General features: G+C 35.7%; 25 protein-coding genes and 3 tRNA genes. 9 read left to right on the top strand and 19 right to left on the bottom strand.

The features are described 5' to 3' along the window. Nucleotides 1-42: 42 nt before the first annotated feature. Nucleotides 43-537 (bottom strand): RDD family protein, encoded by a 495-nt coding sequence (locus tag ABWU71_RS01825; protein WP_353284649.1) that lies wholly within the window; start codon nt 535-537, stop codon nt 43-45. Continuing rightward, entirely contained in the window at nt 537-1175 is a 639-nt protein-coding gene (locus ABWU71_RS01830; RefSeq protein ID WP_353284650.1) for an HAD family hydrolase, read from the bottom strand. Before ABWU71_RS01830 ends, ABWU71_RS01825 begins: the two co-directional genes overlap by 1 nt. Nucleotides 1176-1243: 68 nt before the next feature. Between ABWU71_RS01830 and ABWU71_RS01835 the strand changes: the two genes are divergently transcribed. Together ABWU71_RS01835 and ABWU71_RS01840 are read left to right on the top strand one after the other, a co-directional pair. Then, a protein-coding gene (locus ABWU71_RS01835) for an IS5 family transposase (protein WP_265023453.1) occupies nt 1244-2036 on the top strand; the annotation gives its coding sequence in 2 pieces (ribosomal slippage) (nt 1244-1507 and nt 1509-2036; 792 coding nt in all). 333 nt (nt 2037-2369) lie between these two features. Then, nucleotides 2370-3229, top strand: a protein-coding gene (locus ABWU71_RS01840; protein ID WP_353284651.1) for an IS630 family transposase whose coding sequence is annotated in 2 segments (ribosomal slippage) — nt 2370-2694 and nt 2694-3229 — 861 coding nt in all. Because the reading frame shifts where the segments join, the coding sequence is not laid out codon by codon here. A gap of 204 nt (nt 3230-3433) precedes the next feature. Here ABWU71_RS01840 and ABWU71_RS01845 read toward each other — a convergent pair. Then, nucleotides 3434-4267 carry a hypothetical protein gene (locus ABWU71_RS01845; protein WP_353284652.1) on the bottom strand — a complete coding sequence of 278 codons (834 nt, stop codon included), beginning with the start codon at nt 4265-4267 and terminating at the stop codon, nt 3434-3436. Between the two features lie 226 nt (nt 4268-4493). Between ABWU71_RS01845 and ABWU71_RS01850 the strand changes: the two genes are divergently transcribed. The 3 genes from ABWU71_RS01850 to ABWU71_RS01860 all read left to right on the top strand — a co-directional run bounded on the left by ABWU71_RS01850 (nt 4494) and on the right by ABWU71_RS01860 (nt 6834). Continuing rightward, nucleotides 4494-5286 (top strand): IS5 family transposase gene (locus tag ABWU71_RS01850; protein ID WP_265023453.1). Its coding sequence is split into 2 segments (ribosomal slippage): nt 4494-4757 and nt 4759-5286, totalling 792 coding nucleotides; the frame shifts between segments, so codons are not numbered across the junction. 73 nt (nt 5287-5359) lie between these two features. Then, a protein-coding gene (locus tag ABWU71_RS01855; protein WP_265023453.1) for an IS5 family transposase occupies nt 5360-6152 on the top strand; the annotation gives its coding sequence in 2 pieces (ribosomal slippage) (nt 5360-5623 and nt 5625-6152; 792 coding nt in all). Nucleotides 6153-6291: 139 nt separating this feature from the next. Then, nucleotides 6292-6834 (top strand): hypothetical protein, encoded by a 543-nt coding sequence (locus ABWU71_RS01860; protein WP_353284653.1) that lies wholly within the window; start codon nt 6292-6294, stop codon nt 6832-6834. Nucleotides 6835-6906: 72 nt separating this feature from the next. Here ABWU71_RS01860 and ABWU71_RS01865 read toward each other — a convergent pair. Both ABWU71_RS01865 and ABWU71_RS01870 read right to left on the bottom strand, forming a co-directional pair. Next, nucleotides 6907-7766, bottom strand: a protein-coding gene (locus ABWU71_RS01865; protein WP_353284076.1) for an IS630 family transposase whose coding sequence is annotated in 2 segments (ribosomal slippage) — nt 6907-7442 and nt 7442-7766 — 861 coding nt in all. Because the reading frame shifts where the segments join, the coding sequence is not laid out codon by codon here. Between the two features lie 59 nt (nt 7767-7825). Beyond that, the gene (locus ABWU71_RS01870; RefSeq protein ID WP_353284654.1) at nt 7826-8395 is read right to left on the bottom strand and encodes a hypothetical protein; all 570 of its coding nucleotides are present in this window, start codon (nt 8393-8395) and stop codon (nt 7826-7828) included. A gap of 173 nt (nt 8396-8568) precedes the next feature. On the opposite strand from ABWU71_RS01870, the gene priA reads away from it, so the two are divergent. Further along, nucleotides 8569-10590, top strand: a complete 2022-nt coding sequence (gene priA / locus ABWU71_RS01875) for a primosomal protein N' (protein ID WP_410530553.1) — start codon at nt 8569-8571, stop codon at nt 10588-10590. Between the two features lie 9 nt (nt 10591-10599). Here the strand turns inward: priA and petA are convergent, their stop codons facing one another. From petA to ABWU71_RS01905, 6 genes are all read right to left on the bottom strand, one after another. Continuing rightward, nucleotides 10600-11199, bottom strand: a complete 600-nt coding sequence (gene petA, locus ABWU71_RS01880; RefSeq protein ID WP_353284656.1) for a ubiquinol-cytochrome c reductase iron-sulfur subunit — start codon at nt 11197-11199, stop codon at nt 10600-10602. Nucleotides 11200-11291: 92 nt separating this feature from the next. Beyond that, entirely contained in the window at nt 11292-13994 is a 2703-nt protein-coding gene (gene gyrA, locus ABWU71_RS01885; RefSeq protein WP_353284657.1) for a DNA gyrase subunit A, read from the bottom strand. Nucleotides 13995-14046: 52 nt separating this feature from the next. Beyond that, nucleotides 14047-14119, bottom strand: a tRNA-Val gene (locus ABWU71_RS01890). A 788-nt stretch (nt 14120-14907) separates the two neighbouring features. After that, entirely contained in the window at nt 14908-15783 is an 876-nt protein-coding gene (locus ABWU71_RS01895) for a tetratricopeptide repeat protein (RefSeq protein ID WP_353284658.1), read from the bottom strand. 164 nt (nt 15784-15947) lie between these two features. Then, nucleotides 15948-16349, bottom strand: a complete 402-nt coding sequence (locus ABWU71_RS01900) for a DUF1284 domain-containing protein (RefSeq protein WP_353284659.1) — start codon at nt 16347-16349, stop codon at nt 15948-15950. Further along, nucleotides 16346-16873, bottom strand: coding sequence for a biotin transporter BioY (locus tag ABWU71_RS01905; protein WP_353284660.1), 528 nt, complete (start codon nt 16871-16873; stop codon nt 16346-16348). The genes ABWU71_RS01900 and ABWU71_RS01905 overlap by 4 nt, the downstream gene beginning before the upstream one ends. An 85-nt stretch (nt 16874-16958) precedes the next feature. On the opposite strand from ABWU71_RS01905, the gene ABWU71_RS01910 reads away from it, so the two are divergent. Together ABWU71_RS01910 and dapF are read left to right on the top strand one after the other, a co-directional pair. Next, nucleotides 16959-17546 (top strand): nitroreductase family protein, encoded by a 588-nt coding sequence (locus tag ABWU71_RS01910; RefSeq protein WP_353284868.1) that lies wholly within the window; start codon nt 16959-16961, stop codon nt 17544-17546. Further along, nucleotides 17527-18315, top strand: a complete 789-nt coding sequence (gene dapF / locus ABWU71_RS01915; RefSeq protein WP_353284869.1) for a diaminopimelate epimerase — start codon at nt 17527-17529, stop codon at nt 18313-18315. The genes ABWU71_RS01910 and dapF overlap by 20 nt, the downstream gene beginning before the upstream one ends. Before the next feature lie 8 nt (nt 18316-18323). Here the strand turns inward: dapF and sucD are convergent, their stop codons facing one another. From sucD to hemF, 8 genes are all read right to left on the bottom strand, one after another. After that, nucleotides 18324-19199, bottom strand: a complete 876-nt coding sequence (gene sucD / locus ABWU71_RS01920; RefSeq protein WP_265036243.1) for a succinate--CoA ligase subunit alpha — start codon at nt 19197-19199, stop codon at nt 18324-18326. Between the two features lie 3 nt (nt 19200-19202). Further along, nucleotides 19203-20354 carry an ADP-forming succinate--CoA ligase subunit beta gene (gene sucC, locus ABWU71_RS01925; RefSeq protein ID WP_353284661.1) on the bottom strand — a complete coding sequence of 384 codons (1152 nt, stop codon included), beginning with the start codon at nt 20352-20354 and terminating at the stop codon, nt 19203-19205. A 29-nt stretch (nt 20355-20383) separates the two neighbouring features. Next, the gene (rpsU, locus tag ABWU71_RS01930; RefSeq protein WP_096617268.1) at nt 20384-20584 is read right to left on the bottom strand and encodes a 30S ribosomal protein S21; all 201 of its coding nucleotides are present in this window, start codon (nt 20582-20584) and stop codon (nt 20384-20386) included. A 201-nt stretch (nt 20585-20785) separates the two neighbouring features. Further along, nucleotides 20786-20859: transfer RNA gene (locus ABWU71_RS01935), tRNA-Pro, on the bottom strand. Nucleotides 20860-21075: 216 nt separating this feature from the next. Continuing rightward, nucleotides 21076-21762: a 16S rRNA (uracil(1498)-N(3))-methyltransferase gene (locus ABWU71_RS01940; protein WP_353284662.1), complete on the bottom strand. Its 687-nt coding sequence runs from the start codon at nt 21760-21762 to the stop codon at nt 21076-21078. Between the two features lie 28 nt (nt 21763-21790). Next, nucleotides 21791-21862, bottom strand: a tRNA-Glu gene (locus ABWU71_RS01945). 45 nt (nt 21863-21907) lie between these two features. Then, nucleotides 21908-23056, bottom strand: coding sequence for a hypothetical protein (locus tag ABWU71_RS01950; RefSeq protein ID WP_353284663.1), 1149 nt, complete (start codon nt 23054-23056; stop codon nt 21908-21910). 202 nt (nt 23057-23258) lie between these two features. Further along, a complete protein-coding gene (gene hemF / locus ABWU71_RS01955; RefSeq protein ID WP_265036239.1) occupies nt 23259-24083 on the bottom strand; it encodes an oxygen-dependent coproporphyrinogen oxidase in 825 nt (274 codons plus the stop codon). Between the two features lie 160 nt (nt 24084-24243). Between hemF and ABWU71_RS01960 the strand changes: the two genes are divergently transcribed. Next, nucleotides 24244-26724: a response regulator gene (locus tag ABWU71_RS01960; protein WP_353284664.1), complete on the top strand. Its 2481-nt coding sequence runs from the start codon at nt 24244-24246 to the stop codon at nt 26722-26724. Nucleotides 26725-26787 lie beyond the last annotated feature (63 nt).

The raw sequence follows: 26787 nt of genomic DNA on the forward strand, positions 1-26787 counted from the left end.
ATTCATCAGCATAATTTATATGATAACGATGATTATAGCAACTCATTTAATAGTTCCTTTGATAACAACCGTATTAAGTAGCATGTCGTGGTATGTCTGTTTCTTTTTAGAAAAACAAGCAACTAGATACCAATAGAGGGTGAGCAGCACTATCATTACTTTCAATGCACTCAAGACATTCACTAATACTTCCTGATCTTGCAAAAATTCAGTAAGGATAACTGCTACACTGTTTAACAAAGGAAGAAAAAACTGGGAAGTGCTTCTGTCAAACGCTAAATTCAAGTCTATTTTAGAATTATCTAAATTGATAGTATATATATTCAGTAACTGTTGGCCGGGAGTTGCTTGGGCCTTTGAAGATATAAAATATGTGAAGTAACTACAATTTACACACATGTATGATAGATGTAAGATCAACGGAGAATCCTCTAATAGCAGTATAATTAATAAAGTTGGAATTAATAAAATTGCTACATCTATTAAATATGCGCAAAAGCGTCTTGTTATACTGGCAATCTCTGTAACAGCGGTCATTACCTATCTTCTAAATACTTTATTATAAAATCTGTAAGTTTATCAAAATGTTGAAAACATAACAAATCTTCATAACCGCTTATTGATTGACCGTATATAATAGGTAAACAATTGGCATTTTGTGCACACAGAACATCTGTGATGCTATCACCAACGAAAAACACATTTTCTCTATTTATAGGCAACGTACTTTCTTCTAATGCGAATAACAGTGGGGTTGCAGATGGTTTATCTTCTGCAGTATCGCATGACCCAACCACTCTTTCAAAGTAAGAATCTAGTTTAAAATAGGTAACTTCTTCACGTAAATTAGTATTTTTCTTATTACTTACTATTGCTAGATAAATATTGTGGCTTTTCAGTGTCTGCAACATTTCCTCTACTCCTTGATTCAGAGCAATGTTTTGTAATAGTGCATCGTCTAAATATTGTTGATATATCTGGTTCGCTTTTTCCCACTGATCGCCAAACAAATTGACCATATAGCTCTTTCTCGACTCATGGGAATTTCTATCAGCAGCTTTATTACTATACCACATTGAGTTTATGGTATGCTTAATAGCATTAAAAATGTTATCTTGAGTGTCAACTAAGGTATTATCCCAATCGAATACTACTGCTAATGGGCTATTTTTCATTTCTTAGAACCTGTACATGATCTCAAGAAAGGAATAAACTAAGAGATAATATATATAAGTTAGGATATATGAGGAGTTTATACCCAAGTGATATAAGTCGGGAAAGATTTGAGATTATGTTACCAGATCTAGAGTCCTGTAGAAAAAAAACAAAACCAAGAAAACTTGATTTGTATGATGTATTTTGTGGAGTGTTATACGTTCTGAAAAGCGGTTGTCAGTGGAGAATGCTACCAAAAGAGTTTCCAAAATGGCGCAATTGTTACGACTATTTTAAGAAGTGGAGTGAAAAACCAGATGCAGATAAAGAAAGTGTTCTGGAGCTGGTGTTAAAAAAAAATAGTTGGCGTGGTCCGACAAAACAATGGTCGGAAAGAAAAAACCAGCTTCTGCATAATTGATGCACAGAGTGTAAAAAATGCAGATACTGCTGAAGAAAAAGGCTATGATGCAGGCAAAAAGATTTCAGGAATAAAACGCCATATTGCAGTAGATACGCAAGGTTTGCCCCATGCAATTTATATAACAACAGCAGAGATAACTGACCGTAGCAGTGCTGTGAGAATGGTCGAAAATGCAAAAGAAAACCTCTCGGGAGTTAAAAATGTACTGGTTGATGCAGGCTATACTGGAGAGAATTTTGCAACTCAAATAAAAACGATTATTGGTGCAACCGTTGAAGTGATAAAAAGAAATGAATTACATTCCTTTGTTGTATTGCCCAAAAGATGGGTTGTGGAGCGATCTTTTGCTTGGTTAGAAAAATGTAGAAGATTGTGGAAAAATTGTGAGCGAAAACTCAATACTAGCCTACAAATGGTCGTTCTGGCTTTCACTGCCTTACTTCTGAAAAGATTATGAACAGGCTCTAAGTAGTCTGGGCACTGGGATGACAGGCTAGCCTGACAACCTTCGTCCCGCTACGTGTTAGCGGCTAAGAGATACCGCGAATGAATCGCGGTATGACGTAGATTGCTGTCATTCCAGTGCTCCTTTTTTGTCATCCAAGTAGCCTCCTATGGTGTCATCCCAGTGCCCAGACACTGGGATCCAGTTGAGCTATTTCAACAAAAATACTGCATTTTGAGATGAACGTTTATTTTCACCAGATTATTTACAAGTATAACAATTATAGCTCTTTTCATAGAAGTCCGGATGTGATAAGGTAAGGATAGACGATGATAAGGAGGTTGAGTGCCAGCAGCATATAGTTATGACTTAAGGAAAAAAGCAATGGAAGCGCTAGAGGAGGGAGGAAGCAGAGAAACAGTGGCAGCAAGATTTAAAATTGGACGAACTACTTTATGGGAGTGGCAGCAAAGAAGAAAAGAAACAGGAGACTTTCAATCAAAAAAACTTGGAAATGGAGGTTACAATCACAAAATCACCGACTGGGATGCCTTTGCTAAATTTGCCAGAGAAAACGGAGGAAAGACTCTGTCGGAAATGGCTAAACTTTGGGGCAACGTTAGTATCCAAACGATCCACCGAGCTCTCAGAAAAATTGGATTTACGCGCAAAAAAAGACATATGGATACAAGGAAAGAAATGAAGAAAAACGTGCTGAATTCTTAAAAATTATAGCAACAAAAGAACCAGAAAACTTAGTTTATATAGATGGGTCTGGCATTGATAACACAGAGGACTATCCATATGGGTATTGCCAGAAAGGACGGCGGTTTTATGGCCTAAAATCTGGAAAGAAAACTCAACGAATCAGTATGGTTGCAGCCTTAAGTAGAAGAAAGATAGTTGCTCCATTAACCTTTGAAGGCCACTGTAATATGGATGTTTTTAATGGATGGTTTGAGCAATTTTTGACACCGATCTTGGAACCTGGACAGACTGTCATTCTTGACAATGCTACTTTTCATAAGTCTGGTAAGATTATCGAGCTTGCTAGAGGAGTTGGTGCAGAAATTTTGTATCTGCCGCCGTATTCTCCAGATTTCAACAAAATTGAGCATCATTGGTTTGCTATAAAAAACAGAGCTAGGAAAAACATTCCTCTATTCGAATCCTTTCGTCGTGCTGTTGATTCTGCCTTCCTATGACCTGTTCGGACTATTATGAGAAATGCTATAAAGTCTGGATTCCAGTGTCAAGCACTGGAATGACACCGTCTTGGATGGAAACCAGTGTCGGCTACTCGGATGACATCATAGGGGCGTTGGGATGACACCCTGACAACCGTCATCCCGCTACGTGTTAGCGGGATCTGGAGATACCGCGGCGGTATAATGAAGCTTGAAAGCGGATCACCTTTCACGACCTGTGTTTACTTCATTCACTTTAGGAGTATTAACAGGCGTTATTGCTGGGTTCTCAAGCTTTGTTGCCTGCTTCAAACCCTCGCTTACACTTTTGTCCTTTAAAATTTCATCAAGCTGCTTACTCTTTTGTTGCTCTTCGTTATTTGACGTATCTCTTTGAGCATCTTCTTTCATGCCACGAGCATTCTCTACATCCTTTTCACCTTCACCTAAAAGTTTTTCTAATATTTTCTTAACAAAGCGCTTCAGAAGACTCAAAAATCCTTTTTCTTTTTGATTTTCTTGTGGTTGAGGTGTGTTATCTTTTTTGTCCAGCTCAGTATTGAGCTTCTCTTTTACAGAACTTTTGCTCACTGAGGGATTAACGGTTTGTGAATCGTGCTCTGATGGCTGTGTATCTGTTTGTACAGAAGCTTCAGTAGTCTTTTTTTGTATATTATGTTCAAGGTCTTTAACTGCTGTTGTAGTTTTTCTCGGAGTGTCTTGGAGTTTTTTGTCACTTTTTGGCTCTGCAACTTTTTCACTTGTGAAGATGCCCTTCCCTTTATATTGTTGGTCAAGCTCAGCAATTCTTTCAAAATCTTGACGTACTTTTTCATCTGCACGTCCTTTTTGACTTTCAAATTTCTGACTCAATTCTGCAACATTTTTCATTTTGTTCTCAAGCTCCTTACTTTTCACAGCTTTTAGAGCCTCTGTTCCTTTTGCGATATAATTAACCTTCTCTTCTAATGAGGTACCTTCTGGAAAAGCACCTGGAGAACGTTCAAAAACATCTTTAAACTTTTTTTCAACACTTTCTTTAGATGTCTGGGCCATACCTGTTACCTATTAAAACATATCATATAACCAGTATATTAGCTAATTATATAAAAAACAGTTAACATAACTTGTGGTAAAAAGTGTTTATCAAGGGCGTCCTATTTATATCTTTTTCATTAAAATGCTATTTACTTATTAAGTTAAAATGTATAATTATATAAGAACCTGTACATGATCTCAAGAAAGGAATAAACTAAGAGATAATATATATAAGTTAGGATATATGAGGAGTTTATACCCAAGTGATATAAGTCGGGAAAGATTTGAGATTATGTTACCAGATCTAGAGTCCTGTAGAAAAAAAACAAAACCAAGGAAACTTGATTTGTATGATGTATTTTGTGGAGTGTTATACGTTCTGAAAAGCGGTTGTCAGTGGAGAATGCTACCAAAAGAGTTTCCAAAATGGCGCAATTGTTACGACTATTTTAAGAAGTGGAGTGAAAAACCAGATGCAGATAAAGAAAGTGTTCTGGAGCTGGTGTTAAAAAAAAATAGTTGGCGTGGTCCGACAAAACAATGGTCGGAAAGAAAAAACCAGCTTCTGCATAATTGATGCACAGAGTGTAAAAAATGCAGATACTGCTGAAGAAAAAGGCTATGATGCAGGCAAAAAGATTTCAGGAATAAAACGCCATATTGCAGTAGATACGCAAGGTTTGCCCCATGCAATTTATATAACAACAGCAGAGATAACTGACCGTAGCAGTGCTGTGAGAATGGTCGAAAATGCAAAAGAAAACCTCTCGGGAGTTAAAAATGTACTGGTTGATGCAGGCTATACTGGAGAGAATTTTGCAACTCAAATAAAAACGATTATTGGTGCAACCGTTGAAGTGATAAAAAGAAATGAATTACATTCCTTTGTTGTATTGCCCAAAAGATGGGTTGTGGAGCGATCTTTTGCTTGGTTAGAAAAATGTAGAAGATTGTGGAAAAATTGTGAGCGAAAACTCAATACTAGCCTACAAATGGTCGTTCTGGCTTTCACTGCCTTACTTCTGAAAAGATTATGAACAGGCTCTAAGAACCTGTACATGATCTCAAGAAAGGAATAAACTAAGAGATAATATATATAAGTTAGGATATATGAGGAGTTTATACCCAAGTGATATAAGTCGGGAAAGATTTGAGATTATGTTACCAGATCTAGAGTCCTGTAGAAAAAAAACAAAACCAAGGAAACTTGATTTGTATGATGTATTTTGTGGAGTGTTATACGTTCTGAAAAGCGGTTGTCAGTGGAGAATGCTACCAAAAGAGTTTCCAAAATGGCGCAATTGTTACGACTATTTTAAGAAGTGGAGTGAAAAACCAGATGCAGATAAAGAAAGTGTTCTGGAGCTGGTGTTAAAAAAAAATAGTTGGCGTGGTCCGACAAAACAATGGTCGGAAAGAAAAAACCAGCTTCTGCATAATTGATGCACAGAGTGTAAAAAATGCAGATACTGCTGAAGAAAAAGGCTATGATGCAGGCAAAAAGATTTCAGGAATAAAACGCCATATTGCAGTAGATACGCAAGGTTTGCCCCATGCAATTTATATAACAACAGCAGAGATAACTGACCGTAGCAGTGCTGTGAGAATGGTCGAAAATGCAAAAGAAAACCTCTCGGGAGTTAAAAATGTACTGGTTGATGCAGGCTATACTGGAGAGAATTTTGCAACTCAAATAAAAACGATTATTGGTGCAACCGTTGAAGTGATAAAAAGAAATGAATTACATTCCTTTGTTGTATTGCCCAAAAGATGGGTTGTGGAGCGATCTTTTGCTTGGTTAGAAAAATGTAGAAGATTGTGGAAAAATTGTGAGCGAAAACTCAATACTAGCCTACAAATGGTCGTTCTGGCTTTCACTGCCTTACTTCTGAAAAGATTATGAACAGGCTCTTATAAATATGCTCCCAACTAATCAAGAGCACTTGCTTAAAATCAGTTCTAAAAACAGCAAGAGAGAGCTTTTTTGATTGACTGGTATAATGATTATGGTATAATAAACCAAAAGTTTAAGGAATAAAGTAATGGATTATATAAATGATGCTGCCGGTAGCTACACTGCCGTTCATGATTTTTTTCAAAACAATGGTGTTGGAGATTACAAAGTTCAATGCAGTTATGGTGGGGTACCGTATGCTACTGATGAGTACGTGCATTCTGGCGATAAATTTTGGAGTAATAATTTCATAGACTCACATTTTGGAAGGGAAATAAAAATGTATCCTCAAAGTGAACTTTTAGCTAAAGAATATGCTGGAAATACGCTGCCAGTTTCAATATCACTAGATAAGGATTTAATAAAAATGAAGGAATGTCAGAAAAAAACGAAATTTGTGGAACTAGAAAGGGAGTCAGGCAATTTAGTGTATGATAAGCAAAAGCATGTAAAGTGTTACACAACAAAGCTATCATATGATGATGTGCATATTTACAATAACGATAAAGTTTCAACATTTAGCATAAAATACGACGTGCCAAATGATCCGAAATACAGTTTAAATATAACATTTACAAAGGTTAATGATAATAAACCAGGATTTTGGCAAAAATTTAAAAACATGTTTTAACATGACCATTCACTGGTTTTTACTCAATCAACCAACAACAGTTATAGCATTTCTCATAATAGTCCGAACATGTCATAGGAAGGCAGAATCAACAGCACGACGAAAGGATTCGAATAGAGGAATGTTTTTCCTAGCTCTGTTTTTTATAGCAAACCAATGATGCTCAATTTTGTTGAAATCTGGAGAATACGGCGGCAGATACAAAATTTCTGCACCAACTCCTCTAGCAAGCTCGATAATCTTACCAGACTTATGAAAAGTAGCATTGTCAAGAATGACAGTCTGTCCAGGTTCCAAGATCGGTGTCAAAAATTGCTCAAACCATCCATTAAAAACATCCATATTACAGTGGCCTTCAAAGGTTAATGGAGCAACTATCTTTCTTCTACTTAAGGCTGCAACCATACTGATTCGTTGAGTTTTCTTCCCAGATTTTAGGCCATAAAACCGCTGTCCTTTCTGGCAATACCCATATGGATAGTCCTCTGTGTTATCAATGCCAGACTCATCTATATAAACTAAGTTTTCTGGTTCTTTTGTTGCTATAATTTTTAAGAATTCAGCACGTTTTTCTTCGTTTCTTTCCTTGTATCCATATGTCTTTTTTTGCGCGTAAATCCAATTTTTCTGAGAGCTCGGTGGATCGTTTGGATACTAACGTTGCCCCAAAGTTTAGCCATTTCCGACAGAGTCTTTCCTCCGTTTTCTCTGGCAAATTTAGCAAAGGCATCCCAGTCGGTGATTTTGTGATTGTAACCTCCATTTCCAAGTTTTTTTGATTGAAAGTCTCCTGTTTCTTTTCTTCTTTGCTGCCACTCCCATAAAGTAGTTCGTCCAATTTTAAATCTTGCTGCCACTGTTTCTCTGCTTCCTCCCTCCTCTAGCGCTTCCATTGCTTTTTTCCTTAAGTCATAACTATATGCTGCTGGCACTCAACCTCCTTATCATCGTCTATCCTTATCTTATCACATCCGGACTTCTATGAAAAGAGCTATAACTCTTCCTCCCTTTGTCTTTCTGCTTCTCTTTCTCTTGCCAATCTTTCTGCTTCTTCATCAGCTTTCTTCTGCAGTTGTGAGAATACATTTTGTAATATATCTTGTGTGGTTAAGCTATTTGTGTTGCTTAAAAAACTATCTAACACATTTGATGCAATTGGTGACAATTCACCGTGATCATCAAATACTTTTTCCTTTGCCTTATCATAGTGATTTGGGTTATAGATTGCATACAGAGGATAAAAACCATAATCTGCAATTGACGCTCCGTCAGATGATAGTTCCATTGAGAACCCGTTATGATTGAGTGGAAGATTAGAGGTTAAATATCTACCGTTATCATCCCTAACGTATAGCTCACTTCTACCATTGTGCTCACTATATTTGTTGTAGTAGATATAAAAATTCTCATGGTTAAGATTGAAGTGATCATCTAGATTATCGAATTGAATTGTACTGCCAAGCTTCTCGCGCAAAAAATTTTTACTTTCATCTGTAAGCTTTATACGTGCAGAAAAGTAGTATCGATCTATAGGTTCGCCTTTTTCTATCTCAAAGTTCAAAGTAATCTTGTCGTTGACCATTGGTAGCCTCCAAACATTATGTAAATCTATTCATTATTTTATTTATCAATCATACGGTCTGTACTATGAAAAATGTATTAAATGTTAAGATTTTCTCTGTACCGATTCATCTATATTGCCAAGCTTAATAAAGTTACAAGCTCTTTAAAACAATGCTAAACTTAATCACTATGGCAAGAACAGTTGACGTATTACTACCACTTCCAATTGATCAGTTATTTTCATATGCAATTGAGGAAAATACTGAGATTTTACTTGGAGATTACGTAGTGGTGCCATTTGGCAAAAAACGCTTAATCGGAATAGTTTGGAAATACAGCGATAAAAGTAACCGAGAATTAAAATTTATTGAGCAAAAAATCGATTTACCAAATATTAGACCAAAATTGATTGCATTTGCAGAGTGGGTTGCACAATACAACTTAATACCTATTGGTATGCTTGCCAAAGTGATAATGGGAGGAGTGTTAAAAGTAAATCACATAGATAAATTGGTTTGTGTTGAACAAAAGCAGGAAACAAGTGAAATAAGTTGCCAATTAAGCCCTGAACAGCAGATAGCTAGTGATAAAATAATAAGCAATTTGAACGAGTATTCAGTGACTTTGCTTGACGGTGAGACAGGATCTGGAAAAACGGAAGTTTACTTATCCGCAGTTGCAAAATTGGTAGAGACTGTAAACAGTGCACAAATTTTAATCCTCTTGCCTGAAATTGTTTTAACTTCACAATTGGTAAATCGTGTTCGCGGTCAGATATCAAAAAACTTAGTTGAATGGCACTCAGGACTCACTCCAAAAACTCGCCGAAATAATTGGCTCAATATAGCAAGTGGAAATGCGCAGATAATTATTGGTGCACGATCAGCACTTTTTTTGCCTTATAAAAACCTAAAATTGATTATCGTTGATGAAGAGCACGACTCATCTTTTAAACAAGAACAGGGAATTATATATAATGCTCGAGATATGGCGATAATCTTAGCTAAATTTGAAAATATTCCAATAATTTTATCATCAGCTACTCCACTGCTTGAAACGATTCATCATGTTAAAAGCGGGAATTACAATCATGTAAAGCTAACTAAGCGATTCGGTGGTGCAGAATTGCCACTCATTAAAGTAGTGGATATGAGGAACAACAAGCAATGGATCTCCTCTGAGCTTTTTGAAAGCATCAAACAAACCATAGAGAAAAAACAGCAGGTTATGCTTTTTCTAAACCGCAGAGGGTATGCACAACTGGCAATTTGTAAAAAGTGTGGATATAAAATTTCCTGCTTAAATTGTGCTGTTTGGCTTACATATCACAAGAAAAAAAATGCTCTTTTGTGCCATCATTGCTCTTATCAATTAAAACTTCCAGAAAAATGCTCTAATTGCCAAAGTGAACAGCCATTGTCCCTCTACGGCATAGGAATTGAAAGGTTACTTGAAGAAATGGTAAAATTAATACCAAACGCAAAAACTGCGATGATAAGCAGCGATCAGAAGTCGGTTAGTAACGTAATTGACTTGATATTGAAAGAAGAGATGAACATTATAATCGGCACACAAATAATTGCTAAAGGGCACAATTTTCCCAAATTAACTTTGGTTGGAGTAATGAATGCAGATTTGAGCCTCGAAAATTCTGATTTAAGAGCAGCGGAAAAGACGTATCAATTATTGCACCAAGTTGCAGGCAGATCAGGAAGGTTTAATGAAAAAGGAATGGTAATAGTGCAAACCAATAACCCTGAAAGTTCAATAATAAAAGCATTGCTGCATCAAAAAAGAGACTCATTTTATGAAATCGAACTTGAGTCAAGACGCGAAGCCAAAATGCCACCATTTAGCAGATTAATAGCGCTTATAATTTGTGGTAAGAATCAGATTGCGACACAAAAAGCAGCGAATGAAATAGTAAAATCTCTTTTCTGTCATTCAAGTAGCTCAACTACTTGTATCCAGGAAAAAAATGTAGGTGTAGACAAAAAGGAATTTGAAATTCTTGGCCCATCACCAGCAGCGATAAATTTTTTAAATAATAAGTATCGGTATAGGGTATTATTAAAAATACACAATAAGCACAGTCTATCCATACAAAAAAAGCTGAAATATTGGATTAAAAATTGTAACTTGAATTCGAGTATTGCAGTGATAATAGATGTTGATCCTGTGAGTTTTTTTTAACGAGTTCCGTTAAGCCTTCTTGCCAATTACCACAACATTCTCACTGGGAAAAAAATAATCAGGTACAACCATATTTTTTGGTGCGGGACCCCCAATTACTCGGCCTGATGTGTCATAATATGAACCGTGGCAAGGACAGAACCAACCATTACCATCTCTTGTAGCGTGGTCAACCGGTACACACCCAAGATGTGTACATATTCCGATCATGATTAACCATTCATCTTTTCCTTCACGTACTCTTTGCTCATCTGACTCAGGGTCCCTCAAGCTCTTTACATTCACAGCTCTTGCAACCTCAATTTCTTGCTTTGTGCGTCTACGAATGAATACTGGTTTACCTTGCCACTTTACTTTTAATCCGTGTCCTTCCTGAATTCCAGACAAATTCACCTCCACTGTGGAAGTTGCTAGAACTTCAGCAGAAGGATTCATAGACTTAACAAGTGGCCAAAGTCCACTTGCAGCTCCTATACCTGCCATAGCGCATGTAGTTAATGTTATAAAATCTCTCCTACCCTTATTTTTAGTAAGATCTTTAACAGGAGGTGTTTTTTTATCCTCTTTGTCTACCAGTGGTTTTTTATTTTTAGTTAATTTTTTGTCCATTGATCTTTACTTAGCCATAAGTATATATTTTAATTTAAATACTGCGTATTAATCAACAAAAACTTGCGCTTTTTGTTTAACCTATACTACGGTTAAGAAGCGATAGAGTTTTCAACTTCAAAAATACTATCTTCAGTGGAATCAGGATCTTCAATTTTCGCTACTGACACCACTTTTTCTCTACTTTCTGTTTTAAACAGAGTGACTCCTTGAGTGCTGCGTCCTGCAATTCTAATCTCATTGACCGAAATGCGAATTAACTTTCCTTTATCTGTAATAAGCATTATATTATCACCCTGCTCAACTGGAAAACTAGCAACAACATTACCGTTTCTGCTAGTAGTAAGAATATTGGTGATACCAACACCACCCCTGTTAGTTACTCTATACTCATACGCAGAAGTTCTTTTACCAAAGCCATTTTCGGTAATAGTTAATATAAACTCCTCATTCACTGCAAGTTTTAAGAATAATTCGTTATCTATTCCTAAATCATTCAAAGTCTTTTCCAATTTAGAATCAATGGAGTTATTAATTGCAGTCCCCAGTCTTTTTGCAAGTGGAACTTTTAAGTAAAGTTCTTTTGTTTCTGTTGCTACACCTATCCCATTTAATATGGTCATGGATATCACGCTGTCACTCTTTACAAGTTTGATACCTCTTACGCCATCTGAATTGCGACTCTTAAATTGACGCACATCACTTACAACAAATCTGATGCTTTTTCCAAGCGTTGTTGAAAGTAAAACATGATCAATTTCATTGCATACCTTAACCGATACTAATTTGTCTCCTTCATCGAGCTTTATTGCTATTTTTCCATTGCTTGGAATATAGTGAAAGTCCGCTAAGGAGTTACGCCTTATGTTTCCATAGGCAGTAGCAAAAACTATGTTTTGATTTTCATCGCTCTCACTTGGCAACGGCATTATATTAGTTATAGTTTCACCATCGCTAAGCGGAAATATGTTAACAAGCGCTCTTCCACGTGCAGTTGGTTCTGCAAGAGGCAACTTATAAACCTTTAATCTATAGACTCGGCCAATATTAGAAAAGAATAAGAGGCTAGTGTGGGTATTTCCAACAAACAATTTTGTGGTTACATCCTCTTCTTTTAATCCTTGTCCTAGCTTTCCTTTTCCACCACGACGCTGAGTTCTATAATGAGAAAGCTTCACACGCTTGATATAACCATTCATAGTTACGGTTATCACCATATCCTCTTGTGGAATTAGATCTTCAGCTTCAATGTCCGTATCTGATTCCTCTATTGCAGTTTTTCGTGGTACGGCAAATCTGTTCTTTATTTCTTGTAAATTATTTTTTACTTCCTTCATCAACTTCTCTTCTGAGCCAAGAAAAGCGATATATTCTTTTATCAGGTTGATCATTGAACTTAGCTCAGCTTCTAATTTGTCTTTTTCAAGGCCTGTTAAACGCTGCAGTTTCATATCAAGGATAGCCTTAATTTGTAGCTCAGTTAATCTATACACTCCATCTTTCAAAAAGCTTGCGCTATCTGAAATTAACTCAATAATAGTGTTGATTTCATTCGAGGTTTTCCATTCTTTATTTAAAAGTTCTCTACTTGCTTCCGCAGGATCTTTTGCACCGCGGATGATTTTTATCACTTCATCTATGCTGAGAACCGCAATGTAGAGCCCTATATATATATGAGCTTTTTCTCTCGTTTTTCTTAGACGAAATTCTGTTCTTCGAATTAGTACTTCTTTTCTAAAATCAACAAAAGCAGCTATGATTTCTTTTAATGACATCAAAGCAGGCCTGTTGTTGTTGAGGACTAAAGTGTTAACACTAAAACTACTTTTTAGTGGAGTTAGTCCCAATACTTGATTAAGTATAAAACTTGCTTCAGCATTTCTTCTGAGGTCAATTACTACTCTAATACCAGACTTATCGGACTCATCCCTAATTTCTGTTATACCATCAATTCTTTTTTCTTTTACAAGCTCACCTATCTTCTCAATTAATTTTACTTTATTTACCTGGTAAGGTATTTCATCAATCACTATTGCTTGCCTATCTTGTGGCAGGTCTTCTATGTGAGTCTTGCCTTGCACAGCAATTGATCCACGACCAGTTGCAAATGCTGATCTTATTCCAGACCTTCCAAGAATCGTTCCCCCAGTTGGGAAATCCGGCCCTGGCATCACTTCAAGTAACTCATCCAAAGTAACTTCAGGATTATCTACATATAATATACAAGCATCTATTATTTCTCCAAGATTATGAGAAGGAATATTGGTTGCCATACCAACTGCAACACCACTTGCACCATTTACCAATAGATTCGGAAACTCTGCAGGCAGCACAACAGGCTCTGTTTCATTTCCATCGTAGTTTGGCCTAAAATCAACTGTATCTTCATCAATATCATTCAGTAAAAAGTGCGACACTTTTTGAAGTCTTGCTTCTGTATATCGCATTGAAGCTGGTGGATCTCCATCTATCGAACCAAAGTTACCTTGCCCATCAACAAGTGGTAAAAGAAGAGAGAAATCTTGGGCCATCCTGACCAAGGAATCGTAAATAGCTGCATCACCATGTGGGTGATATTTCCCCATTACGTCCCCAACTATACGAGCCGCTTTTTTATATGGCTTACCGGCATCGAATCCAGCTCTTGACATTGCATATAATATGCGCCTATGAACAGGTTTAAATCCATCCCGCACGTCAGGTATAGCCCGGCTTATGATAACGCTCATTGCGTAGGAAAGATAAGAATCTTCCAGCTCTTTTACTATTGAGATTGGTACTATATTATCCTGCATTTTCTATACTTTAATTGAAGTAATTAATAATACTAACATTCAGTTAAGCAAATGGGCAATGACAGACTTGAACTGCCGACCTCCTCGGTGTAAACGAGATGCTCTACCAGCTGAGCTAATTGCCCCTTTAGACCTAATTCTATAGCTCAATATTATTATTGTAAACAAAAATAGCAATAAATTGTATCCTTTCAGCAGAGTGGCAAAATAGGTAGACAAGGTGATCTAAAAAGATAATTATAGAGTAAATGTGAGGTAAGTCCTTACAATAAATGGTGTCATCCAAGTAGCCGACACTGGGATCCAGCTTTTTCATAATCATTAAAACGTTGTATTTTAACATAAAACAGCTATTTTTATGCTCGCCAACTTAATAAAATTCCTGGATCCCAGTGGGCTTTGTTGCATCGCTACTTATGAAAGGCTAACTATAGTTAGGATTATAAGCAACCTATTGAAAATCTTGTTTTTTTGCAATCAATCTGATCAAATTTAAGAATAGTAATTTGTTATTTATATTAATAAATTTAATTCTATTGAAAATAGCTAAAGCATTGAAATTCTTGAATTTTAGCCGGATTAGTGAGCGGTAGTGAAATTTCTTTTACTCAAATTTAGGTATCCACTGACCGTTCTTGTTATAAATACCAGAATAATAAGCTACTGATATTCTCCACCTTTTTTATCTTTAATCCATCATAGCTAGCGATGCAACAAAGCCATCCCAGTGCCAAGCACTGGGATCTGATGGGCCAAAATCACAATGTTCGTACAGTTATGCATTTGTTGTGCAAATTACCTTTGCAAACAAATGTTCGTACAACTGTGTGTCACACACTTTGCTTCAATATTTGCACATTAGCCACTCCCTTGAACAGATACGATAAATTAGATTTAGGTAAGCTATAAGCTTTTATGAAATCTTTGAGTGCGTGCTGTGAAGTTTTATAAATTTTAGTCTTGCTGTCACTTTGTATAAAGGTATTTTTTCACTCACATCTTTCGAAGTTGTAGCCATGTTCAACAACTTTAAGTAGAATATTGTAGCATTTTGAAAATCTGAAAGTTTATCTAGAATAACAGCTAGATTATAGGTATAAAAAATATTATTTTCATCAAGAGAAATAGCAGTTGTCATATACTCTTTACCTTTTACATAATCCTCCTTTTTCATATAAATCAGACCTAAATTTGCTAATAAAGGAGCATAATTTTTATGTATATCATACAATTTTAACATTTCACTCAACGCCAGATCAGGATCATATTGTGAGATTATTGTCAGAAAATTTTTTAATATGTAAGGGTTACTAGGGTGTTCTTTTAACAGTCTTGTGTAAATCTCTACAGCTTTTTTGTATTCTTTATTAACGTAATAAATATTCCCTAGTCCAATCAAAGCATTTTTATGATAAGGAAACTTTGCGGTAATCTGATTAAGGAGAGAAATAGCTGTTTCATTATCTCCTAACTCAAAGGAATCTTTTGCTTTTTTTAAAGTAGAGTATATGTCAAAACTCTTGCCAGAATTCTGCGAAATTTTGATATTAAATTTGTCACTTTTTCTCTCAATAACATCAAGATCTTTATATTTTTTATCAGCTTTTATATGCTTGACAACATTATCGAAGGCCTTTTGTATCTCCAAATTTTCACTAGCATAGGTAACAGAAGACCTCCATAAAATCACAACGCAAATTAACATGCAGATAAACATAGGTCCTAGTGTTGCGGCATTGGCTGCAGCACGTAACCAGTAAACCTTATTTCTTTGAGCTATGCGTAACACATTACAAATTCATAAATGCTAAATTACCTATCTCATACAATAATAAAGATATTATTAATTAGCGGGACGAACATGCTGTGTAGCCTTTCAGAATGCACTTATCTTTTGTCTTCCATATTTCGCTTCATTTCCATAAAAATGCTTCAATTTATCTTAACATTTTGTCAACTACCTTTGTAGGCATGACAATTTAAAAGGGCATCTTTACATATTCCATATGGCTGCCAGTTGCACCCCTCACATGCGTAATCAAATTTCTTTAAAGACATTTTCTCTCTAATCTTTTCTACCGCTTCACTCCAGGTCAAAGTCTCGCCAATTTTAATTCCTAAAATTTCCATATGCCTTCTATCTAGCTCTAAAACTTTAGCTTGTTCGGTGCATTTACCTTGTTTAGTCTGGTTTGGGCAAGCACTACAAATACTATCAAGGTTACCAACTACTTCGATTTGAGTACTAACCACTTCACTTGCTATCTTTTTATAATTTTCTACAAAACCCTGAGAATACCCATACCCTTGAAATGCAAGGGTGCAAATGAAATGATGAGGGCGAAATTTTATCATTTTTTCAAATATTGCAAAGCTGCTACAAGTAGAAAAATTTTTACCAAACCAGGAAGGATAAATGGTAAAACACCCACCATTATTGCTTGTTCTAGACCCAAGTAAACAGCAAGCCAACTGGCACCACATATAAAAATCATAGCTGTGCCAACTATACAACTAAAAGAATTGCGCGCGAGTAATTCACATCTAAGGCTTAAGAGTTCATTTACTTCGCCCATCATTATGACAGCAACTAAACAGCCAATTAAATATCCACCTGTTGGTCCAAGAAGAGCGTGATAACCACCAGAAAAATTTGCAAGAACAGGCAATCCTGCTGCACCAAGTGATAGATATGTAAGCACAGAATAGAATGCTGTTCTGCGGTTAAATTTAAGCCCAATAAGCATTACTCCTAAAGTTTGCAATGTGATAGGCACAGGCTGCAATGGTATGCTTATTTGAGCCATCAAGAATAAAAGTAAAACGCAAGACAATATTTCAGCCAGTGTTGATCTGCTGCTAGATTGTGTTACAAACATACTTTCCCAATAAAAATAACTTGTTAAATATCATATATGTGTATGAGAGGTTTTGCAATTTAAATTTTGCTTATATTGTGCTAGAATGAATTATTTATGCACTATTAAATTAAAAATGATGAGTAAACAAGATCTATTATCGTTGATGAAAGCAAGACACAGCGGACGTTCATACGATCCTACAAGAGCAATATCTCAGGAAGACATGGATATTTTAATGGAAGCTGTAAGGCTGACTCCCTCATGTTTTGGTGATGAACCCTGGAGATACGTAATATGCAACAAACAGAACAATCAAAGTGCATGGGAAAAGCTGCTAAATTGCCTTGATGAATCTAATCAAAAGTGGGCAAAAGATGCACAAATACTAATTATATCTCTAAGCGCTAGGAATTTCCGTAAACAAGGTAAAGGAGAAAATCTTTGGGCTAATCACGATACTGGTGCAGCAAATTATGCACTTATGCTACAGGCTGCAGCTATGAACTTAATGGCTCATCAAATGGGTGGATTTGATAGAGATAAAATAGCAGAAAGATTCAACATATCCGATGATTTTAATGTAATGTCAGTGATAGCGGTTGGTTACGAAGAAGAGGGCGCTGAAACAAGTAAGAAAAAAAGGAGACCAATAGAAGAAATATTTTTTTATGATGAGTGGCCAAGGTCCTGAAAATTTTATCAAAATGCACGGCACTGGTAACAACTTCGTTATCATAGACTCACGTTCAACAAACAATTTAGACTGGAACTATAGACAAATTGCTGATCAAAGCAGTTGTGATCAAGTGATAATTATAACAATGTCTAATGCTGCAGACTGCTTTATGCATATCTATAATGCTGATGGCAGTCGAGCTGAAATGTGCGGAAACGCAGCACGCTGTGTTGGATATTTGATAATGTCAGAAAAAGGTACTGAGTATATCACTATTGAGCTAACAAACAAACGCATTTTAGAGTGTTTTAAAGTGGGTGATAAATCCATAAAGGTTAACATGGGTAAACCTTTGTTAAAATGGCATAAAATTCCCTTGTCTACTGAGTGTGACACTCTTCACTTACCTATAGAGCTTGAAATGCTAAAAGATCCTGTTGCAGTAAATATTGGTAATCCTCACATAGTTTTTTTTGTTGATAACATAAGTGAAATACCATTGCGAAATTTAGGACCAAAGCTAGAAAATCACGTATTATTTCCTCAGAAAATTAATATTAGTATTGCACAAGTTGAAAAGTCTGGAGAAATAGCTTTAAGAGTTTGGGAAAGAGGTACAGGCATTACTGCATCATGCGGTAGTGCAGCCTGTGCAGCACTTGTTGCATCCACACTACGTGGATATCTGACTGCCCAACAGACTTCAGTAGGTTTACCAGGAGGTAAATTGCTAATCAAGTGGGCAAATAACGTATTCATGACCGGTGATATAGGGTTTTTGTGACCCTAATTCTAGTGATGCATTACTTCCAAAACTTTTTTACCAATCACCGCAGGAGTCTCTGCAATTGCAATTCCAGCGCTTCGCATAACTTCTAGTTTTGCACCAGCACTTCCACCACTGGAAGAGATGATTGCTCCAGCGTGTCCCATACGCCTTCCTGGAGGTGCTGTTTGACCTGCTACAAAACCAACGATTGGCTTTTTAGTTTTTTCTGTTTTCACAAAATGTGATACATCTTCTTCTTCGTTTCCACCTATTTCACCAATAACTACAATACCATGAGTATCGTCATCTTTTAAAAAGAGCTCCATACAGTCGACAAATGTCATACCATGAACTGGATCTCCCCCAATTCCGATACACGTGGATTGACCAAGACCAACAGCGGTTGTTTGTGCTACTGCCTCGTAAGTTAAAGTTCCAGAGCGAGACATAATTCCTATGTGTCCACGCTTATGGATATGGCCGGGCATAATTCCTATTTTGCACTCTTCAGGCGTAATAATTCCCGGGCAGTTGGGACCAACCAATCGACTTTTTGAATCAACAAGCGCGCGCTTAACTTTCACCATATCAAGTATAGGAATGCCCTCTGTAATACAAACTATCAATTCTATTTTTGCATCTATTGCCTCAAGTATTGCAGCAGCAGCAAATTTAGCAGGTACATATATTACCGTGGCATTCGCATCAGTTTTTTCTCTAGCTTCTGCCACAGTATTAAAAACCGGTAAATTAAGGTGAGTGCTACCACCCTTTCCAGGAGTTACACCGCCAACCATTTTCGTCCCGTAGTCAATAGCTTGCTCTGAATGAAACGTACCTTGTGCACCAGTAAAACCCTGGCATATTAATCTTGTGTCTTTATTTACTAAAACGGACATGCTTTATTTCACCTCTTTTACTATCTTTTGCGCAGCTTCATCTAGCTCATCTGCAGCAATAATATTTAATCCCGACTCTTCTAAAATTTTTTTTCCTTCTTCAAAATTAGTACCTGATAATCTAACCACTAGAGGAACTTTAATGCTCATTTCTTTTGCAGCCGCAACAATTCCACTTGCGATAATATCGCAACGCATTATACCACCAAATATGTTAACCAAAATTCCTCTTACGTTGCTATCAGACAATATGATTTTAAATGCTTCAGTTACAGTTTCTTTACTTGCTCCACCACCAACATCCAAAAAGTTAGCAGGCTCTGCTCCGTAGTATTTTATTATATCCATTGTTGCCATAGCAAGACCTGCACCGTTTACCATGCAACCAATACTGCCATCCATTTTGATGTAACTGAGCCCATACTTTGAAGCCTCTATCTCTTCTTTCACTTCTTCATCATAATCACGAAGTTCCATAATTTCTGGGTGACGATATAAAGCATTGTCATCGAAATTAATTTTCGCATCGAGCGCAATAAAATCTCCAGAGTTTGTTTCAACCAGTGGATTAATTTCAATTTGGCTCGCATCAGTTGCAATAAACGCATCATATATATTTTTTGCAACATTTGTTATTTTTTCTATTTGTTCTGGACTCAAATCAAAACTGCTGCTTAACTTGCTGCTATCAAAACTTGTAGCAGGATCAATATCAAATTTCACAATTTTTGCGGGAGAATTTTTCGCCACTTCTTCGATGTCCATTCCACCTTCTGAAGAAAATATGAATATTGGCCTGCTGAGCTTCGGGTCGATTACCAGGCTTAAGTAATACTCTTTCTTAATGCTTGAGCCTTCTTCAACATATACTTTTCTTACTTGCTGCCCGCTTGGCCCTGTTTGATGAGTAACTAAAGTCATACCAATCATATCCTTTACAAATTGTTGAGCTTCTTCAGCTGACTTTGCTAGCTTTACGCCACCGGCTTTACCTCTACCACCTGCATGAATTTGAGCTTTAACCACAAACACGTCAGATTTTAATTGGCTTACTTGAGTCTTTACTCCTTCCGCAGATATAGTGACAAAACCTTTTGGCACCGGAACATTAAATTTACACAAAATCTCTTTTGCTTGATATTCGTGAATATTCATAAAACAACCAATGATAAACTATTAAAAAATTACCAACCGTAACGCTGCCTTCTGCATTCTTGCTGGTGCCTCTTTTTTCTCGCTTCAGCTTTCTTTTTAGCTGTTTTTTCTGATTTTTTTTCATGATATTGTTTTTTCATTTTCAACCCTCTTCCTTCCTTTTGAATTGTTTTTTTCAATACTGGAAGAGCTCTGTCTACATCACCATAATGGACTGATACTTCAATCAAACTCTATACCTCCTTCGGTAATCATTTCAAAATTTATTTATAAATTAGAAAACTAACATTGTCAATTATTTTATAAACTTGAGCGTTAAAATGTAATATGCCGTAATTTACATGGCAAATGATGTCATTCCAGTGTCAGCTACTTGCTTACTGATGGAGATTGCTCTTATGTTACAGCGTTCTTACACAATCGTACTAACATCGGGGCGGAGAGATTTGAACTCCCGACCCTTTGGTCCCAAACCAAATGCGCTACCAGGCTGCGCTACGCCCCGACTTCTTCACTCAGGTTATCAATAATTCAGGCAAAATGCAAGTTCATTTGTTTATTTTAGAAAAAATATAATATAAGATTTAATATTATTTTAGAATATGTTTTTTATTAGCTCCTCTTTAGTAGCAAACTGCTTCGCAGGTGGCCTATAGAGTTTAGCGCGTGCAATACTGAATCAGATTTCTCTATGGCCCAAACCTTAGCCATATTTAAAAATCTAGCTACACCAATTGGTGAAAGTTAGTGCAGCAACCACAGCGGTATCGACTCTTAAAATTCTTTTTCCTAGACTCAATTTTTGACAAAACTTATCGGCAAGATCAAGTTCATAAGATGAAAAACCACCCTCAGGGCCAACAATAATAGCAACATTTTTTTTGCCTTTCAGCACTTTATCAGCTTTACCTGTTTCATCACATAAAACAAAATTTTTACTCTGGGAATCAGGTAACTCACAAAAGTTAATAGGAGGCAAAATCTCTGGTATACTCATCCTACCGGATTGTTCCGCAGCTTCGATTGCCTGTAATTTTGCTCTACTTAGGTTAATGTTTTTTACTACTGTACGTTCCGTTGAAATAAATTGAATGCAGGTTACTCCCATTTCAGTTGCCTGTCTTACTATGCTGTTCAAAGCAGCACTTTTTACCATGGCACAATACAGGTATAAATTTTCCTCATATTGCTGTTGTTTGGTACATTCTTTGAGTGTAACTTTTGTCAATTTACGCGATATATTAACTACTTCTCCTAACCATTCTCCATCTTTTCCATTAAAAAGAGAGAGATTATCATACTTCTTAAGCCGCATTACATTGCAAATATAGTGACTTTGTTGTGGATTAAGTGCTAAACTCACGCCTTGTGATAAAGCTTCTTCAACATAAAGCCTAATTTTTCCCATTTAAAACTTTAATTATATTCTACTTGAGTGACTCTTACGGGATTTGAACCCGTGTTACCACCGTGAAAGGGTGGTGTCCTAACCACTAGACGAAAGAGTCAATGCGAATTAACTCAAATTATATTGATTATGCACATAAAGTCAATTATTTTATGGCACAAACGTCTTTCTTTATGCCAAATTCAATATTCACTGAATTTATTTCAGAGTTAGGGGCTTTAAGTTTTATTCTTAATTGTTCAATTTTTGTATCAGATTCATAGCCAGAATCATAACCTGAATCCCGACTCTCATATTTTTGTTTTATTTCTTTTACACTAAAGCCAGCCTTGGTCTTGATTTGCTGACTTACCGGCTTATTAGCACTTTGCTCATTTAGCTTTACTTGCCAATCATTCACTTTATCTTGCACTAACCCATGACAAGTTCCAGAATTGGCTTTTACATCTTTTGCTTTTCTTTCTGCTTTTTTCTTGGACAAATCTACCCTAGCATAAATAGGTTCTGACGACTGTTCTGGCTCTTTCTGTTTTAGGCTAGCAGGCTTTTTTGTTCTGAAAAGATCATCTATAGTGCAATAAATAGGTTCTTCTGATATACTCAAATAACCACTATCGTCCAATGATAAATTTTCAGTAGATTTTTTATGTGAATCATATATTTCAGCATAAATAGACTCTTCTGATACATTCAAATAATCACTATTTTCCAGTGTATTATGAACCATAAGATTATCTATTGCATTATTGATAGATTCCTTAGTATTTTCTAACTTATACTCAAAAGTTCTAGGAGGTTTTTGAGGTGGTATCACATTGTTGTTCACCTCAGCGTACATAGTTATTGGCTCATATTCAAAGGTTCTAGGAGGTTTTTGAGGTGGTATCATGTTACCAACTGAGTTAGCCTCAAGTTTCAGCTTTACTACTTCTTTAAACTCATCAAAACCCTCTCTTTCTTTGAAAATGTTCAATATTTTTTCCTTTTCTGGAACATTTCGAGGCATTGCACCATTTATTACTAACTCACCAAGTATTAAACAACATTTTTCCTTATAGTCTTTGAGATACTCCTTACCTAGAACCGGCATAACCTCTTTCTCATGAGCAAGTGCTCTTTCGTAATTATAGATTACACTTCCTATACCGTCGCTGCCTATTGCATTAACGTTGGCGCCAGCATTAATAAGTAATTTCATTAAATCATAATCAAGACTTTTTACTGCATGTCCTAAAGCCTGATTTAAAGCTTGATTATTATTTATATCAAATGATCCTGTATTCTTGAAAGGCATAATCTTTGAAAAGAATTTTCTAAAACTATTTAACGCATCATAGAGAATTAGAGTCAGTTTAACACCTTTTATGTCATTGTTTTTGACAGATTTAATTAAAAAATTATCTATTATACCCATGATTATACCCCTCTATATAAAAGCTCACTACCATGGTACAATTTTAAACTATGATGATTTATTTTCTACTAATAGCAGCTCTCTATAACCACTTAACAAGTGGTGGCATTGACATCATAATTGCATCTGGATTGCCGTCAGTCATTAAACCAAACCTTGTGCCACGATCGTATAACAGGTTGAATTCTACATATCTGCCACGTTTTATTAATTGATTTTCTCGTTGTTCTTTTGTCCAAGATTTTTGTATATGTTTACGTATGATGTGCAAATAAATTTCCAAAAAGGCTTCACCTACTGCTTTTGTGAACTCAAAATCATTTTCCCAGTTGCCAGAACTCAGATTATCATAGAAAATACCACCAATGCCACGCGGCTCTTTTCTGTGTTGTAAGAAAAAATAGTTGTCACATTGCTCTTTAAATTTTGGATAATATCCGGTGTCAAATCTATCACATGTCATTTTGATTGATTCATGAATATACTTGCAATCTTCTTCATTTTTATATATTGGCGTAAAATCCATTCCTCCACCAAACCATTGTTTTGAAGTATATATCAGCCTTGTGTTCATATGTGCTGCAGGGATAAGGGGCGATTGCATATGAGACACTAAAGATATACCGCTTGCCCAAAACTCTCCGTTACTTTCACTTGCACCAGGAATCTCATTAATGGCTGAATCTGCAAATTTTCCGTGTACTTTTGAAACGTTTACTCCAACTTTTTCAAAAACATTACCAAAAATAATTGTAGATTCACCACCTCCACCACCTGGGCGATCCCACTTTCTCTTTTCGATCTTTGGTTCTGCGGATGATTGTTTTTCAATTGATAAGAAAGATTCTATGATCTTATCTCTTAGTGCACAGAACCATTTAAATGCTTGTGTTTTTTGTTTTTCCATAATATCCTCTTACTAGCTTATTAACATTGTTATATCTGATACTTAAGGAACTTAATTAGATTTGGATGGTAATTATCTATCAAAGACGTTAATAAATCTATAATAATTAAATCAATATAATAGAACATTTTCGTATGTACAACAATGCCAAGTAACAATAATGAATAAAAGATACATAGATAACAAAAAAGAGAACAGGGTTGACTTCATACTAAGAAATTATGGAATGTCAATTGTTGTGATGGCAGTTATTATGCTCTTACCTTCAGTAGCAATATCGATACTCTACTTTTTTGATATATATAGTCAGCATATTAATATAGGGATTAATTTATTAGTTAGCATTCTAACAACTCTCTTTGTGATATATAATGTAAAACGCTACAGATACCTACTTAATACTATAGAATTCCAAAATGCAATATTTGCAAATGCACTAAATCATAATACAGAATTTTGCCTTATTTTACATAAAGATGAGGGTGTTATTTATGCTGATGCAAGGTTCTACGAAAGGTTGAAAGATCATATAGATGATGACATTACGTTAGGCAAGATTCTTGAAATAGGAGATGTTTCAGAAGCAGACAAAAAAGTACTCTATCATGCACTAAAAAATAACTCTTCTGTACAGGTATGCATTTCCTTAAACAAGAAGAATAGAGTATCTAACTTTCTTTTGCTCTTTGAGCCGATACCAGATAATCCCCAAATTGCTATAAATAGTAATAAGATTTTAAATTTATCATTAGTGCCAATAGCAAGGCCAGACGGGTATTTTGTATTAAAAGCAACACAAATAAACAAGGAGCAGATATATGAAGAGTTAATAGAAAAACACAGTATAGGAACTTACATTGCAAATGCCAAAGGGGTGATTTTATCTGTAAATAAAAGATTTTTAGACATATTTGAACTGAAAAAACTGGAAAAAGGTAGCTCAATCAGTGATTTTATATCTCAATCTAAATATAACAATACAACAACCGATAATGAAATTTTGTTTTTTACTATAAGTGGTATTCCATTCAAGGCTTATATGAGCACTGCTATATTTTGTGATAAATACAACCATAGCTATATATATGGCTTTATAACACCAACCGAATCAAATATTGTTGATTATCAATTACACCCTTGTTTTGCAAATTCATCAATTGCTATTGCACAATGTGACATAAACGGCAACTTTGTAAAGAAAAATACGGCACTAATAAAGCTTGCAGGGTCAGATAATAATTCAATCTTTACTTTGATATTGGATAGTTATCATGTGAAAATACGTGAATATTTTTCAAGTAATAGAATAAATAATGCGTCTTTTGATGTACAGCTCAACGGCGGTAATAACATAAAAATATATTTCAATAAGTTTCTTCATAATAAAATGATCTTCATACTTTGTTATTTTATTGACAATACTGAACACAAAAACCTAGAGATAAAGCTTGAGCATTATCAAAAGATGCAAGCTATAGGGCAGTTAGCAGGTGGTATTGCGCATGATTTCAACAATATATTGACTGGGATAATAGGATTTTGCGATTTGCTTTTACTCCAGCATTCAGCTGGTGATCCATCTTTTGGAGATATAATACAGATACAGCAAAATGCAAAGCGTGGATCAAATTTAGTAAGACAATTGCTTGCTTTTTCAAGAAGACAGACCTTGCAGCCAAAAATTATTGATGTAAATAGAACTATAGCTAATCTTTATGAAATGATAAAAAGATTAATAGGTGAAAACATAAAATTTAATATTTATTATGGTAGAGACTTGGGTGCTGTTAGGGCTGATCAAGGGCAATTAGAGCAAGTTATACTTAACTTAGCAGTCAATGCTAGTGCTGCTATGGAAAAGGGCGGGGAATTAACTATACGAACCTTTAATCAAAAGATTGACTCATTAAATTCTACATCTCAGGATATGTTTTCTCCAGACAAGGAAACAATCGAACATGGAAATTATGTTGTGATTGAAGTAATTGATACTGGATGTGGAATGACAAGTGATACAATTGGAAAGGTATTTGACCCATTTTTTTCTACCAAAGATATTACCTCTGGTACAGGTCTTGGCCTCTCTACTGTATATGGCATTATTAAACAAACTGAAGGATACATCTATGTTGCTAGCAAAGTAAATCATGGAACTAAATTTAGCATATTTTTGCCCATGGTTTACATATCAGATGAAAATCTGAGAGAGGACGATAGTGAAGAAATAGAAAGACCGGTAGTAAGTGAAATTAAAGGTAATGGTATAATTTTATTGATTGAAGATGAAGATTCAGTAAGGGAATTCATTGCTAAAGCACTCAAAAGAAAAGGATTTGATGTAATAGAAGCAAGCATAGGCAGCGAGGCGCTAGAAGTAATCAGTAAAAAAAGTCAACACATAGATCTTATAATCACTGATGTAATCATGCCAGAGGTGAGCGGCCCAGAAATAGTTAAAGAAGCATTGATCCATAGGCCAAATATCAACGTTATTTTTATTTCTGGGTATGCAGAAGATGCTTTTTTAAAGAGTGATGACATCAATATAGAAGATTTTCACTTTTTGCCAAAACCATTCACTCTGAATGAATTAGGAAACAAGGTTCAAAGTGTGTTACACAAAGCAAAAAAGACAGTCTAATTTTAGTGTGGTGAACAACGAAAAAATTTTCTAATGCAAAAGTTTCTTGCATATATACAATAG

The organism is Wolbachia endosymbiont (group A) of Lasioglossum fulvicorne (assembly GCF_964028605.1).
In the GTDB taxonomy this organism is placed as follows: domain Bacteria; phylum Pseudomonadota; class Alphaproteobacteria; order Rickettsiales; family Anaplasmataceae; genus Wolbachia.

Excerpts from the sequence above, each read along its gene's own strand:
- sucD (WP_265036243.1), bottom strand. The coding sequence starts at position 19,199 with ATGTCCGTTTTAGTAAATAAAGACACAAGATTAATATGCCAGGGTTTT.
- sucC (WP_353284661.1), bottom strand. The coding sequence starts at position 20,354 with ATGAATATTCACGAATATCAAGCAAAAGAGATTTTGTGTAAATTTAAT.
- ABWU71_RS01830 (WP_353284650.1), bottom strand. The coding sequence starts at position 1,175 with ATGAAAAATAGCCCATTAGCAGTAGTATTCGATTGGGATAATACCTTA.
- dapF (WP_353284869.1), top strand. The coding sequence starts at position 17,527 with ATGAGTGGCCAAGGTCCTGAAAATTTTATCAAAATGCACGGCACTGGT.
- ABWU71_RS01960 (WP_353284664.1), top strand. The coding sequence starts at position 24,244 with ATGAATAAAAGATACATAGATAACAAAAAAGAGAACAGGGTTGACTTC.
- hemF (WP_265036239.1), bottom strand. The coding sequence starts at position 24,083 with ATGGAAAAACAAAAAACACAAGCATTTAAATGGTTCTGTGCACTAAGA.
- petA (WP_353284656.1), bottom strand. The coding sequence starts at position 11,199 with ATGGACAAAAAATTAACTAAAAATAAAAAACCACTGGTAGACAAAGAG.
- ABWU71_RS01940 (WP_353284662.1), bottom strand. The coding sequence starts at position 21,762 with ATGGGAAAAATTAGGCTTTATGTTGAAGAAGCTTTATCACAAGGCGTG.
- ABWU71_RS01900 (WP_353284659.1), bottom strand. The coding sequence starts at position 16,349 with ATGATAAAATTTCGCCCTCATCATTTCATTTGCACCCTTGCATTTCAA.
- ABWU71_RS01910 (WP_353284868.1), top strand. The coding sequence starts at position 16,959 with ATGAATTATTTATGCACTATTAAATTAAAAATGATGAGTAAACAAGAT.
- priA (WP_410530553.1), top strand. The coding sequence starts at position 8,569 with ATGCTAAACTTAATCACTATGGCAAGAACAGTTGACGTATTACTACCA.
- ABWU71_RS01825 (WP_353284649.1), bottom strand. The coding sequence starts at position 537 with ATGACCGCTGTTACAGAGATTGCCAGTATAACAAGACGCTTTTGCGCA.
- ABWU71_RS01845 (WP_353284652.1), bottom strand. The coding sequence starts at position 4,267 with ATGGCCCAGACATCTAAAGAAAGTGTTGAAAAAAAGTTTAAAGATGTT.
- ABWU71_RS01950 (WP_353284663.1), bottom strand. The coding sequence starts at position 23,056 with ATGCCTTTCAAGAATACAGGATCATTTGATATAAATAATAATCAAGCT.
- gyrA (WP_353284657.1), bottom strand. The coding sequence starts at position 13,994 with ATGCAGGATAATATAGTACCAATCTCAATAGTAAAAGAGCTGGAAGAT.
- ABWU71_RS01860 (WP_353284653.1), top strand. The coding sequence starts at position 6,292 with ATGGATTATATAAATGATGCTGCCGGTAGCTACACTGCCGTTCATGAT.
- ABWU71_RS01905 (WP_353284660.1), bottom strand. The coding sequence starts at position 16,873 with ATGTTTGTAACACAATCTAGCAGCAGATCAACACTGGCTGAAATATTG.